A 13,579-nucleotide genomic window follows, 5' to 3' on the forward strand; every position below is an offset into this window, starting at 1 on the left:
TTGAAGATTTCAAAGAATTTATTTTAGAACGTGAAAAATATATTAAGCAGGATTTACTTGATATATTGAATATTAAGCCGAGCCTTTAAATATTATAAATATATTAATTTTTATATTCACCTCTCCTCATCTCCCTCCACACCTATATATCTATTTTTGTTATAACTAAATGCAAAATAATCGTTTTCGCATCTCACCATAATTTGGTCTAATTATTTCATATTTTTATCATTACTAATCCAATACATTAGTCGTGTAGCGTGAGGTGTCGAGTGAAAAATTTACCTCTTTTTCAAAAATTATATAGGCATGGGATCAGCTTAATCTTATTGGCAATTTGCACTTTTATGCATCAAGCGCAAGCAATTGAATTACTCAATGTTTCTTATGATCCCACGCGAGAGCTTTATAAAGCATATAATCAGGCTTTTATCGAGCATTGGCAGCAGCAAACCGGTGAACGGTTGACGATAAATAATTCGCATGGTGGGTCTGGTAAACAGGCGCGTTCGGTCATTGATGGTTTGCAGGCCGATGTGGTGACGCTTGCTTTAGCGAGTGATATTGATGCGTTAAACCGTTATCAAACTAACATATCACCTGATTGGCAAGCTAGGTTGCCAAATAATAGTGCGCCTTACCATTCAACTATTGTCTTTTTAGTGCGTAAAGGTAATCCAAAACAGATTTATGATTGGGGTGATCTCATAAAAGATGATGTTGAGGTAATAACACCCAATCCCAAAACCTCGGGTGGGGCTCGTTGGAATTTTTTGGCGGCTTGGGCTTATGCTAAAAGTACCTATGGTAACGATGAACAAGCTCAAGATTTTGTCACCAAATTATATCAACATGTTCCGGTTTTAGACACAGGTGCCAGAGGCGCAACCATTAGCTTTGTACAGCGAGGCTTAGGTGATGTTTTAATTTCTTGGGAAAATGAGGCTTATTTGGCGTTAAGAGAGCAAGGTGGCGATCAATTAGAAATTATTATGCCCTCATTATCCATTTTAGCTGAGCCGACTGTGGCTTTAGTCGATAAAGTTGTTGATAGCAAAGGTACACGTAAGCAAGCGCAAGCTTATTTGGAATACTTATATAGCGATCCGGCACAACATATTATAGCCAAGCATTTTTACCGTCCTGTTAATCCTGACATCCTTAAACAATATGCAGATCAGTTTCCTACCATTAAGTTAGTTACGGTTGATAATGATTTTGGAGGATGGCAAACAGTGCAAAAAAAATTTTTTAGTGATGGGGCCATCTTTGATGCAATTTATGCTGAGATAAACTAATTACTACTTATTCTGGCAATTTTATGTGTGTGCTCACTTAGCTTTGCGGTATAAAGGTGAATGTTATGAAAGTTGCAAGCATTAAACAACAACGGATCATCCCAGGTTTTAGCTTAACGTTAGGTTATACTTTAACCTTTCTTAGTTTGATTGTGCTTATTCCGTTATTAGGTTTGTTTCTTTATTCAACAAAGCTGTCTTTTGAGGAGTGGCATCGGTTATTAGTCAGCAAACAGTTTTTATTGGCATTAACTCTTTCATTAAGTACCGCATTTATCAGCGCCGGTTTAAACAGCTTTATTGGTTTATTATTGGCTTGGGTACTGGTACGTTATCGATTTCCAGGACGTAAGATAATGGATATCTGTATTGATATCCCGTTTGCTTTACCAACAGCCGTTGCTGGCATTGCGTTAACCGCAATTTATGCCAAAAACGGGCCAATTGGGCAATGGTTCAGTTTTAAAATTGCTTATACCCCCATTGGCATTACCTTAGCGCTGTTATTTGTTACATTGCCGTTTGTTGTGCGCACTTTGCAACCGGTTATGGCTGATTTACCACGTGAACAAGAAGAAGCGGCGAGTTTACTTGGTGCATCGCCTAGGCAAATTTTTATGCATATTATTTTACCTGCCATTTTACCTGCTTGGCTAACGGGGTTTACCCTCGCTTTTGCTCGTGCTATTGGCGAATATGGTTCAGTGGTCTTTATTGCCGGTAATATTCCATTTAAGACCGAAATATTACCGTTATTAATTGTCTCAAAACTTGATCAATATGCTTATGATGCCGCTGCCGCGATTGGCGTAACGATGTTACTGATTGCTTTTGTATTGTTATTAATTATGAACAGTTTACAGCGAAAAATTAACCGTAAGATTAATAAAAACCATTAATATAAGATTATGCAGATATTACAATCAATAACAGAAAAAAAGAGAGTAACCCGTTTACAGCTATTGCTAATCTTGTTGGCGGTATTACTGTTTTTCGGACTTTTATTGTTGCCGCTAGTTGTGGTGCTCGCGCAGGGGCTAGCTAATGGTGTAAATGCATTTTGGCAAGTGATTATTGAGCCAGATACCTTATCCGCTTTTAAATTAACACTGATTGCCGTTGGTGTAGCGGTGCCATTAAATGTGATATTTGGTGTATGTGCAGCTTGGGTCATAACTAAATATCAATTCAAAGGCAAACAAATATTAGTCACATTAATTGATTTACCGTTCTCGATTTCCCCCATTGTTGCAGGTTTAATCTATGTATTGCTATTTGGCGCACAAAGTGCGTTGTATCCGTTTTTGCAGGCGTGGAATATTCAAATTGTCTATGCGATTCCAGGAATTATCTTAGCAACGATTTTTGTATCCGTTCCTTTTGTGGCAAGAGAACTCATTCCGATAATGGCATTACAAGGCATTCATGAAGAAGAGGCCGCCAGCGTCCTTGGTGCGAATGGCTGGCAAATTTTTTTCCACATTACTTTACCCAATATTAAATGGGCCTTAATGCATGGTGTTGTTCTTTGCACCGCTCGCTCACTCGGTGAATTTGGCGCGGTATCGGTTGTTTCTGGGCATATTCGTGGTTACACCAATACCTTACCGCTTCATGTTGAGATTTTATACAATGAATACAATATTGTTGCCGCATTTAGTGTCGCTATTTTGCTATTAATTATGTCGCTTGCGTTACTCTTGATTCGTCAATGGATTGAAAGGCGCTTAGCCAATGAATGTCATTACGGGAACTAAGAGGTAGATATGAGTATTACACTACACAATATCAATAAAAGTTTTGAACACGTTAATGTCTTAGAAAATATCAATTTCAGCATAAAACAAGGTGAATTAGTTGCACTATTAGGCCCATCTGGTTGTGGAAAAACAACTTTACTGCGCATTATAGCGGGTTTAGAAACTGCCAGTTCAGGGCAAATCTATTTTGCTGATAGGGAAGTAACTAAGCTGAGCGCCAAGCAACGAGATATTGGTTTTGTCTTTCAAAATTATGCGTTATTTCGGCATATGAATGTAGCTGAAAATGTGGCATTTGGACTAAAAATGAAACCAAGATCTGTACGATTAAATAAAACAGCAATTGATGAACGCGTTAATCAATTACTCGAATTAGTGCAACTTGACCATTTTGCCAAACGTTATCCAGACCAACTGTCAGGTGGTCAGCGTCAGCGAGTTGCGTTAGCGCGTGCGTTGGCTTCGAAACCTAATGTGTTGTTGCTTGATGAACCATTTAGTGCTTTAGATGCTAAAGTCCGTAAAGATTTAAGACGTTGGTTACGTGATTTTCATCATGAACTTAATGTTACCAGCATCTTTGTTACCCATGATCAAGAAGAAGCACTGGAAGTTGCTGATAGAATAATTTTAATGAATCAAGGTCACATAGAGCAAATAGGTACCCCTGCTGAAGTCTATAAGCAACCAAAAACCGCCTTTGTTGCGCATTTTCTAGGGGATGTTAACCTTTTATATGGTTATATTGAAAATAATACATTAATCATTGGTGATTTTCACAAAGATATGAGGGAACAAGGTACCTGGCCTGATCAGTCTGCTATCGCTTATGTTCGACCTCACGAAATCAGTATTGCTAAAATTGCCCGAAAAAATGATATCCAAGGAGAAGTTGTACGTATACATACTGCTGGTCCAACCGTCTTTCTGGAAATTGCTGTAGCCGGACAACCAAAGCATATTGATGTATCTATTAGCTATCGACAATATGAACAACAGCAAGTTGAAATTGGTGATACTGTCTACTGGCAACCTGCACTCGTTAATATTTTTATGCAAGATGAACTATTAGAGTTTATGATTTAAGGAGAATGATTCCTATAAATTAAATCTGATAATCTAGTATTTTGGAATGAGTTTGCTCAATTAATGCATGACTTTTGATATCTTCCAGTGACAACTCTTGATTGCATAATTGAATAAAGCGCCAAATATAATTACGTTGTAATTTATGTCGTTTTAATCCTAGCCATGTAACATGTGATTCAAACAGATGTTTCGCATCCAATTCAACTAAATTGATATCATGATCAGGGTTATACATTTTATTACCTAAAATACCAATCCCTAAACCTAACTCAACATAAGTTTTAATAACATCAGGCTCCTGAACATTGAGCGAGATATTGGGTGTCAATCCAATAGCCGAAAAGGCTTTATCAATACTTTTACGAGGAAATATTCCTTGACGATAAGTGATGATAGGTAATGTTTGTAACATATCTAACGTCACTTTATCGACTTTAGTCAAAGGATGATCTTTAGGAGTAACTATAGAGTAATGCCAACGATAAAAAGGGTAAATAGCAAGTGAATTGTTATCCACTCTTTCATTATCAATACCAATATCTGCTTCGCCAGAAAGAAGCTGAGAGATAATTTCACTAGATGATCCCTGATTGATAATGATATGAACTTTAGGAAAAAGCATTCTAAAAGATTTTATAATATTTGGGAGAATATAACGGGCCTGAGAGTGGGTGGTCGCTATCACTAATGAACCTTCATCAGTATTAGAAAAAATGGTTGATAACCGCTTAATATTATTAATTTCATTTAAAATTCGCTCGGCAATAACCACCAATTCTAAACCAGGTTCAGTCATGTTAATCAAGCGCTTACCTTGACGAATAAAAAGATCAATATTCAGCTCTTCTTCTAGCTCTTTGATATGTCGGCTTACACCAGACTGAGATGTGTATAAAGAATTTGCGACTTCGGTTAAATTATAATTACAACGCGCAGCTTCGTGAATAATCCTTAATTGTTGTATATTCATGACGATCTTCCTAGTAAAAATTACTTTATTCCCGTTAGATAGTTGTATTATTTATGTGTAAGTTGCTGTATATAATTAATAACTAAAAAGTGAATTATTTAAAAAATTTCAGACCGCCAGCAAGCATAAGCAATATGATGAAACTGGTTATAAGCATTTTGTCTAATTTATAAATTATGCTTATTCGTAATTTTATTAGTAAAATTATGTACTTTGATAAGTAATTTCAGTATAAAAGAACGTATAAAAAAGACAAATATGATAAAGTAATAACCATATGAATTATGGCTATATATGCCTACAGTCAATAAACATAGTTTAAAATTATCAATCAACAACTTTTATACTCATCTCAATTCGCCTCTTGATAAAAATCGATCGCTGAATTGAGTACCGGTTTTACAATCTCATGACGAATAACAAAATCACCAAATCCTTCTTCTTTATTGCGATGAATGGACCATGCGGCAATAAGTGGTTCGAGTGCTAATAAAATCTCCTCTACATTCACGTTTTCTTTATATAAGCGAGGAATTCGTGTGCCTTCTCGATTACCGCCGAGATATAAATTGTAGCGACCAGGTGCTTTACCCACCATGCCCACTTCCGCCAACATGGCTCTGGCGCAACCGTTAGGACAACCGGTTACACGCAAAATAATATAATCATCGGATAAGTGATGCTGAGTTAACATCTGTTCTATTTTAGTTACAAACGTCGGTAAAAACCGTTCTGCTTCAGCCATAGCTAGTGGGCAAGTCGGGAAAGACACACAGGCCATGGAATATTTACGTTGTAATGTGACAGTATCGTCAAGCAAACCATATTGACGTGCAATTTGTTCAATGGCTGCTTTTTGTTCCTCTGGCACGTTAGCTATAATTAAGTTTTGATTGGCGGTTATACGCAGATCACCTTGATGAATTTTGGCAATTTCTGCAACGCCGGTTTTTAATGGTTTATTGGGATAATCAAATAACCGACCATTTTCAATAAATAGCGTTAAATGCCAGTTATCATCAATACCTTTATACCAACCAAATTGATCACCTCGTCGACTAAAGTTATAAGGTTTACTACTTAGAAATTTACTTCCGGCACGTAGTTCAACCTCTTTTTTGAAGTTTTCCACGCCAACACGTTCAAGCGTATATTTAGTTTTGGCATTTTTTCGATTATTGCGGTTACCCCAATCACGTTGGGTGGTCACAACGGCCTCAGCAAACGTCAGTACTTTTTCGACAGGAATAAAACCAAAATCGTCGGCTTTGCGTGGGTAAGTTGTTTTATCACCATGCGTCATTGCCAAACCACCACCAACTAATACATTAAAACCAATCAGTTCGCCTTTTTCTGCTATTGCCACAAAGCTAAGATCATTAGCATGAACATCCACATCATTAATCGGGGGAATGACAACGGCAGTTTTAAATTTACGCGGTAAATAAGTCGAACTTAAAATTGGCTCACTATCGGGTGTAGAAAGCTTTTCACCATCCAGCCATATTTCAACGTAAGCACGGGTTTTCGGTAAAAGATGTTCTGAGATTTTACTTGCCCAATGATAAGCTTGTTGATGAACTTTTGATTCCACAGGATTTGAAGTACATAAAACGTTACGATTCACATCACCGGCAGTGGCAATCGAATCTAGCCCTATCTTATGCAACAGCTGATGAGCAGACTTAAGGCTGCGTTTAAACAGTCCGTGAAATTGGAAAGTTTGTCGAGTCGTGAGTCGAATACTGCCATATTTTGTTGCTTCAGTAGCAAATTTATCGATAGTCAGCCACTGTTTTGGGGTGATGATACCACCGGGCAGGCGGCAACGTAACATCATGGAGATCAGTGGCTCGAGTTTTTGTTCTGTGCGTTCTTTACGAATATCGCGATCATCTTGCTGATACATGCCATGTAAGCGAATTAGCTGAGAATTATCGCTGTTAAAGCCACCCGTTAAACCGTTATTAAGATCATCAACGATAGTGCCTCGCAAATAATTACTTTCTCGCTTAAATCGTTCAGAATCCGATAAAGGCAGATCAGAGACATCATTTTGTGGCGGTGTTAAATTGACTGTTTGAGTCAGGGTAACTGTTTTAGATTTGCTCATATTACATCACTCGATAAATTAATATTAGTTGTTGTATCTGTTTATCATTAGTAAACATCTCGTTGATAGCGCTTTTGACTTCTTAATTCATCCAAATAACTGATAGCTTGTTCTTGACTATATTGTGCTTGAGTCATCAAAATTTGTTGAAACGCTAAATCAACCGCTTTTGCCATACGTTTAGCATCCCCACAAACATAGATAAAGGCACCTTCTTGTAGCCATTGCCAAATATCACTGGCTTGAGCAATTAATTTATCTTGTACATAGATTTTCTCAGCTTGATCTCGTGACCAAGCAAGATCTATGTGAGTTAACAGACCATCTTTAACATAGCTCTGCCATTCCACTTGATAGAGAAAATCGGATATAAAATGTGGATTGCCAAAGAATAACCAATTCTTACCGGTAGCACCTTGACTCGCACGCTGTTGTAAGAACGCCCTAAAGGGGGCAATGCCCGTACCGGCAGCAATCATAATGATTGGTGCATGAGTATCATCAGGTAATCGAAAATTATCATTATGCTCAATAAAAATTTTGACTTGATCTTGATCTGCAATTTGATTTGCTAAGAATCCAGATGCGCCGCCCATACGGATCTTATCGTCGACCTGATAACGTACTACATTTACGGTAAGATGAACTTCTGAGCCAACTTCATCTTGCGCAGAAGCAATGGAATAGAAACGCGGAGTAAGAGGTCGAAGCAATTCAACAAAGGTCTGTGCCGTTATCTTGCCACGATAGCGGTTAAGCATATCAACCAGTGGTAATGTTTGACTCATTTCCAATAAGGCTTCTCGATCGCCCATTAAGGTAAGAAGTTCGGGATGTTGAACGGCTTGAGCGTATTTTTCAATAATGATCGGCGTATTTTGAGTCAATTCAACATATTCAGTCAGAACCGTTTTTAAAGCGATCTGTTGTCCATGATGTTCAACTGGCGTTTCACCTGCAAGCTGGGTGATACTTAGTATCTCCTCCACAAGTTCATTACTATTTTGATACCAAACACCTACCGCATCACCAGGTTGATAATGAAGATTCGAATCGGACAGGTCAAGCTCAATATGACGAATATCACGATCTGAATCGCGTGAGGTGATTTTTTGATTAACGTTAACGGTTGCAATAAATGGATTATCGCGGTGATAAAGGCTACTGTTAACGGCTATACTGGTTGAATTTTCTGTTGGCGATTGTGTGTTTGATAGTTGTAATTGACTAAGTTTATCAATCACTGCCTGTCGCCAAGAGGTACTTACGGTTTGAAAATCTGTATCAGCATCTACGCGTACTAGCAGGCGCTGAGCATCTAATTCAGCGAATCGTTGATCAAAGTCTTTAGCGGCTTGACAAAATTTTGGATAAGAAGCGTCGCCTAAGCCAAAAACCGCAAACTGTAAATGAGTTAATTTAGGCGCTTTAGCTGCAAACAGATATTTATAGAGTGACAACGCTTCTTCCGGTGGCTCTCCCTCACCTTGGGTTGAGGTCACCAATATTAATATCTCTTCCTGACTGAGTTTTTTAGCTTTATATTCTCCTGCCGGCAGATGAGTCACCGCAATACCCAAACGTTCAATATCCTGACTTAACTCGTTAGCTACTCGGCGGGCATTACCAGTTTGTGATGCCGATATAATTGTGACTTTTTGCTCAGCTTGTGTCATATTGGAGGGGAGAGTGGTACTCGGTAAAACTTGTTCGACGGAACTTTTTTCCGCCCGCCCCCATAAATAACCCGATAACCAAGCTAGCTGCTTATCGTTGTAATTTTCAATAATTTTTTTTAATTCATCACAATTAAAAGGAAATTGTTGTGTACTCATACGATGACCTTATCTGATAGCGTTTAGCTATCGTTAAATTGCTATTGGCTCGTAACCTTAACGTGCTATGGTAAATCCAACCAACTTAGATTCACTTACCTTTTGCCAGTAAAGTCTAATGTTGTTTATTTATAAAAAATCAAAAAGTTATTTTATGTAGACCGCACTCTCTACCTTGTGGTCCTTTAGTTGGATCGACGTAGTCCATTTCGTTAGGTAAATTATGTTTTTCGATATAATTCTGCATATCTTGACTCGTCCAATCGAGTAGTGGGGCGATCTTAAATAAATTGTCCCCTGCTTTTGTTACAATATTGAGTTCTTGCCTTAGCGCAGATTGTTCACGGCGTAGTGCAGTAAACCACAATGTGGGTTTAAGCGTAGACAAAGCACGGTTAAACGGCTCAATTTTAACAATTTGTGTAAACTCGGTGTGTTCCGGCGTATCAAGTTCAGGTAGCCCGCCATATCGCACATTTAAATAAGCAGTCGTCCTTTGTGGGACAAAAATATGTAGATTAAGATTAAGTTGCTTAGTAATTTCATTGGCTACACGATAGGTTGCATTGGTTGCATAGCCGTTATCAACCCAAACAACCTTAATATTCGGATCGATTTGGGTAACAAGGTGCAAAAGTACTGCCTCATAAGGTCCAAAATGGGTACTGATAATACTTTTAACTGGAATATCTTGTTGTTTTTTCAGTGCCCATTCAATAATGGTTAACGGTGACTGATTTTGCAATTTTTGGTTAACTTTAGTTAAATCTAGCATGGCTTTTCCCTTTATTGATTTATGGATGATTAACTATTTAGCTGATTACTGATTTACCCATTGATATAACTCAGCAACGACTTCTGGCCGACTAAATGTTTCTGGTATCGGCTCTTTGGCTTGTAAACGCCGTCTGACCTCCGTGCCTGAAATAAGAACGTGATCAGCACTACCGTGTGGACAGGTTTTCGTTGATGCCATACCGTCACATTTATGGCAATAAAATGTCCAATCAATTTTAATTGGCTTAATGAGTAAATCGTTGTCTTGCAAATGGCTAAAGATCTCTTGTGCAGCAAACGGTGAGTAAAAATCCCCAACCCCAGCATGATCGCGGCCGACGATAAGATGACTACAACCATAATTTTGTCTAAAAAGGGCATGTAGTAACGCCTCTTTCGGCCCAGCATAGCGCATATCTAAAGGGTAACCGGAATGAATAACGGAATCTGGCACAAAGTAATTATGAATTAAACTATTAATTGCTTTAAGACGAATGTTGGCCGGTACATCGCCGGGTTTTAAGTTACCAAATAATGAATGGATAAGCACACCATCAAAAAGTTCTAACACGGTTTTAACTAAATATTCGTGTGAGCGATGCATTGGATTACGAGTTTGAAAGGCCGCTATTTTTTTCCAACCTAATTGATTAAAGCGTTCCCGTGTCTGTTGTGGCGTTAAAGCATATTGACCAAATTGTGCTTTAAAGCCATTATCGTGCAGAACCCGGACTTTACCACCTAAATTAACCGGTGGTTGAGCCATCAGCATTGCAACACCAGGATGGCTTGGATCTGTCGTTGTAAATACCTGATTAGCTTCATATTGTTTATCTGGACGATAAATGCTATCCACATTCAAAATACCGATTATCTGCCCATCTGGTGTTTTTAAAGCGATTTCATCACCTAATTTTAGGGTATCAGCTTGAGCATCGGTCACGGATACGGTTATGGGAATTGGCCAAAAAACCCCGTTCGCTAAATGCATATTATCGCAAACGCTACGCCAGTCCTCTTCTCGCATAAAGCCATACAGAGGTGTAAAACCCCCGATGCCTAACATGACTAAATCTCCAGTTTCACGACTGGATAAGGTAATGGCTGGTAAATTTTTTGCATATTGTTGCAGGGCTAGCCGTTCATCGTCATTAACCTGTAAAGGTTGTAAACTGTCACTAGCATGAGGCGCGATCAATCCCATAATGATTCCTTACCGATATTTTTATTAAATCTAATTAAAAGCGATTATCGATAAATAAGGAAATATCAATTTTATATACCATTATGCGATTTGTGCATATTCAAAATTGATTGAAGATGTTATCACTACAATAAGATAAAAGTTATCGGAAGCCCAAAGCTAAAGTGTTATAATTAATTCGCATACATCAAGTTGAACGTATTTAGTAAAATAGAAATATTATTAAATTTCTATATATAATTTTTAATCTCTTTTCAGATAACGAATTGTGATGTTGATAGCTTTGTGCTAGTTTTATTATTCATTATTGGTCATACATTCCTCTACCCAAGGTTTACTTATGTCAAATTCATCTGCAAAAAAAGTGGCTTTTGCTGCTTTTATTGGTACTACTATTGAATGGTATGATTTTTATATCTATGCGTTAGCATCGGTATTGATTTTTGGTCAGCTATTTTTTCCGTCTGATAACGAGTTTGTACAAATTTTAGGGGCATTTGCTACCTTTGCAGTAGGTTTTTTATCCCGTCCTTTAGGTGCGATGTTATTTGGGCATATTGGTGACCGTTTAGGGCGTAAAAAATCACTTATTATCACTTTGCTTTTAATGGGGACGGCGACCACTTTTGTTGGGTTATTACCGTCTTATCAACAAGCAGGTATTTTGGCACCAACGTTATTGGTTGCATTGCGAATTTTACAAGGTGTTGCCGTTGGTGGTGAGTGGGGTGGTGCCGTGTTGATGACGAATGAACATGCGCCTAAAGGGTTGAAAAACTTCTTTTCATCCTTTGCTCAGTGGGGAAGCCCAGCAGGCAATATTTTAGCATTACTGGTTTTTTCTTATATTATTCGTTTACCTGTTAATGAACTGATTGATAGTGGTTATTGGCGTATTCCTTTTTTAGCCAGTGCGATTTTGTTAATTATTGGCATTATTGCTAGAGTGACGTTAACCGAATCGCCGGTTTTTGTTGAAGCATCTAAAAAACAAGCGGACTTAAAGCAAGAGTCAGCACCGATTATTGAAGTATTTAAAAAAGCATTGCCATTATTAATATTAGCGATTGGTGCTAATGTGCTGTCATTTAGCGGTATCTTTTCCAATACCTTAATGATTGGTTATACTACTTTGGTACTTGGTGTCGAAAAATCAGTGATAGTTGATGCACTGTTTTGGATCGCTATTGTCCATTTTGTTGCTCAACCGTTTATCTCTTATTGGTCAGAAAAATTCTCGGCAACACGCTTTTTGATTTGTACAGCAATGTTGGCAATGGCATCGGTATTCTTGTTATTCCCGATTATAAATTCAGGCACAAAAACCAGTTTTATTATTGGGATTTCGTTAAATGTGATTTGTTACAGCGGTTTTTATGGTGTAATAGCTGGGTATTTGAGTCGTATTTTCCCTGCCAGAATGCGTTATACTGGGTTATCAATGAGTTATCAAGGGTGTGCAGCTATTTTTGGTAGCTTAATTCCGATGATAGGTGGTTATGTTATTTATACCTTCAAAAGTTTTTGGTTACCCTTAGCCTTGTTTTATTGCGGTTTAGCACTGATATCCATTATCTGCATCTACTTGTTAAGCAAATATCGTTATTATGATGAATAATAAGGTCAATATATGAAAACTGTTTTATCAATTCAGTCCAATGTTGTTTATGGTTATGCCGGTAATAAAGTGGCGACGCTAGCGATGCAATTGCAAGGTGTCGAAGTGATGCCAATTCACACCGTTCAGTTATCGAGTAATACGGTTTATCCACATTATGACGGCATTGTGCTGGGCGCTCAGCAAATCACTCGAATCGTCAATAGTTTAGAAAAAATTGGCGTATTGTCATCCATTGACGCCATTATTTCGGGCTATATTGGACTTGCCGAACAAGGTGAAGAAATCCTTGAAGCCGTAAAAAAGATAAAATTTTATAATCCTAATGCGATTTATGTTTGCGATCCGGTGATGGGGGGCGACATCAATAAAGGCAGCTCTCTGCCACAAAATATTATTGATTTCTTCACTAAGCAAGCAATCAAATACGCTGACTATATCACGCCAAATTTATTGGAATTACAGATATTATCGAATCTGGAAATTAAAACCTTTAACGATGTGCTTAACGCCATAAAAACACTGCAAAATAAGCCGATTCAAGCCATATTGGTTAAAAATCTGCTACATGCCGGTAAAACGACGGAATTATTTGAAATGATTTTAGCCACACCATCGCAAAGCTATCATCTGGCTCGACCATTATATGATTTTCCACACCGTCCATTGGGCGTGGGCGATTTAATTTGTAGTCTGTTTACTGCCCATTTAGTGAATGGACAATCCCAATTAACCGCCTTTGAACTCGCTGCCAATGCTGCAAATCACGTGCTCGATATCACCAAACAAAAAAATGCCCGAGAGCTGGCGATTATTGATGCCCAGCAGTGGATTAAACAGCCGGATTTGCAGTATCGCGGAACACCGCTTGCATTATAAGGCAATTAAGATCGGTATTATTGTCATTGGTCATAA

Annotated in this window: 11 protein-coding genes; 6 read left to right on the top strand and 5 right to left on the bottom strand. The window is 38.0% G+C overall.

Annotated features, from left to right (window positions below; translation table 11 throughout):
- Positions 1-314 precede the first annotated feature (314 nt).
- The 4 genes from J3U23_RS08610 to J3U23_RS08625 all read left to right on the top strand — a co-directional run bounded on the left by J3U23_RS08610 (position 315) and on the right by J3U23_RS08625 (position 4,144).
- On the top strand, positions 315-1,298 hold the full coding sequence (locus tag J3U23_RS08610; RefSeq protein WP_267339075.1) for a sulfate ABC transporter substrate-binding protein: 984 nt from the start codon (positions 315-317) through the stop codon (positions 1,296-1,298).
- Positions 1,299-1,378: 80 nt separating this feature from the next.
- Positions 1,379-2,197, top strand: a complete 819-nt coding sequence (gene cysT / locus J3U23_RS08615; protein WP_416380102.1) for a sulfate ABC transporter permease subunit CysT — start codon at positions 1,379-1,381, stop codon at positions 2,195-2,197.
- 9 nt (positions 2,198-2,206) lie between these two features.
- A complete protein-coding gene (gene cysW, locus J3U23_RS08620) occupies positions 2,207-3,055 on the top strand; it encodes a sulfate ABC transporter permease subunit CysW (RefSeq protein ID WP_267339023.1) in 849 nt (282 codons plus the stop codon).
- A gap of 9 nt (positions 3,056-3,064) precedes the next feature.
- Positions 3,065-4,144, top strand: coding sequence for a sulfate/molybdate ABC transporter ATP-binding protein (locus tag J3U23_RS08625; RefSeq protein ID WP_267339024.1), 1,080 nt, complete (start codon positions 3,065-3,067; stop codon positions 4,142-4,144).
- Between the two features lie 19 nt (positions 4,145-4,163).
- On the opposite strand, the gene J3U23_RS08630 is transcribed toward J3U23_RS08625, so the two are convergent.
- From J3U23_RS08630 to sat, 5 genes are all read right to left on the bottom strand, one after another.
- Positions 4,164-5,117, bottom strand: coding sequence for a LysR substrate-binding domain-containing protein (locus J3U23_RS08630; protein WP_065733648.1), 954 nt, complete (start codon positions 5,115-5,117; stop codon positions 4,164-4,166).
- A gap of 352 nt (positions 5,118-5,469) precedes the next feature.
- Positions 5,470-7,230, bottom strand: coding sequence for an assimilatory sulfite reductase (NADPH) hemoprotein subunit (gene cysI, locus J3U23_RS08635; protein ID WP_267339025.1), 1,761 nt, complete (start codon positions 7,228-7,230; stop codon positions 5,470-5,472).
- Positions 7,231-7,277: 47 nt separating this feature from the next.
- Positions 7,278-9,065, bottom strand: coding sequence for an assimilatory sulfite reductase (NADPH) flavoprotein subunit (locus J3U23_RS08640; RefSeq protein WP_267339026.1), 1,788 nt, complete (start codon positions 9,063-9,065; stop codon positions 7,278-7,280).
- 139 nt (positions 9,066-9,204) lie between these two features.
- Positions 9,205-9,840, bottom strand: a complete 636-nt coding sequence (locus J3U23_RS08645) for a phosphoadenosine phosphosulfate reductase family protein (protein WP_267339027.1) — start codon at positions 9,838-9,840, stop codon at positions 9,205-9,207.
- A 45-nt stretch (positions 9,841-9,885) separates the two neighbouring features.
- Positions 9,886-11,046, bottom strand: a complete 1,161-nt coding sequence (gene sat / locus J3U23_RS08650; protein ID WP_267332204.1) for a sulfate adenylyltransferase — start codon at positions 11,044-11,046, stop codon at positions 9,886-9,888.
- Between the two features lie 340 nt (positions 11,047-11,386).
- Between sat and J3U23_RS08655 the strand changes: the two genes are divergently transcribed.
- Positions 11,387-12,664: an MFS transporter gene (locus J3U23_RS08655; RefSeq protein ID WP_065733644.1), complete on the top strand. Its 1,278-nt coding sequence runs from the start codon at positions 11,387-11,389 to the stop codon at positions 12,662-12,664.
- Between the two features lie 12 nt (positions 12,665-12,676).
- A complete protein-coding gene (pdxY, locus tag J3U23_RS08660) occupies positions 12,677-13,543 on the top strand; it encodes a pyridoxal kinase PdxY (protein ID WP_267339029.1) in 867 nt (288 codons plus the stop codon).
- Positions 13,544-13,579: the final 36 nt, after the last annotated feature.

The organism is Gilliamella sp. B3367 (assembly GCF_026536825.1).
Lineage (GTDB): Bacteria > Pseudomonadota > Gammaproteobacteria > Enterobacterales > Orbaceae > Gilliamella > Gilliamella apicola_E.

Bases quoted from the DNA above. Each gene is read 5' to 3' on its own strand.
- cysI (WP_267339025.1), bottom strand. From the start codon at position 7,230: ATGAGCAAATCTAAAACAGTTACCCTGACTCAAACAGTCAATTTAACA.
- J3U23_RS08645 (WP_267339027.1), bottom strand. From the start codon at position 9,840: ATGCTAGATTTAACTAAAGTTAACCAAAAATTGCAAAATCAGTCACCG.
- J3U23_RS08630 (WP_065733648.1), bottom strand. From the start codon at position 5,117: ATGAATATACAACAATTAAGGATTATTCACGAAGCTGCGCGTTGTAAT.
- J3U23_RS08625 (WP_267339024.1), top strand. From the start codon at position 3,065: ATGAGTATTACACTACACAATATCAATAAAAGTTTTGAACACGTTAAT.
- J3U23_RS08655 (WP_065733644.1), top strand. From the start codon at position 11,387: ATGTCAAATTCATCTGCAAAAAAAGTGGCTTTTGCTGCTTTTATTGGT.
- J3U23_RS08640 (WP_267339026.1), bottom strand. From the start codon at position 9,065: ATGAGTACACAACAATTTCCTTTTAATTGTGATGAATTAAAAAAAATT.
- sat (WP_267332204.1), bottom strand. From the start codon at position 11,046: ATGGGATTGATCGCGCCTCATGCTAGTGACAGTTTACAACCTTTACAG.
- cysW (WP_267339023.1), top strand. From the start codon at position 2,207: ATGCAGATATTACAATCAATAACAGAAAAAAAGAGAGTAACCCGTTTA.
- pdxY (WP_267339029.1), top strand. From the start codon at position 12,677: ATGAAAACTGTTTTATCAATTCAGTCCAATGTTGTTTATGGTTATGCC.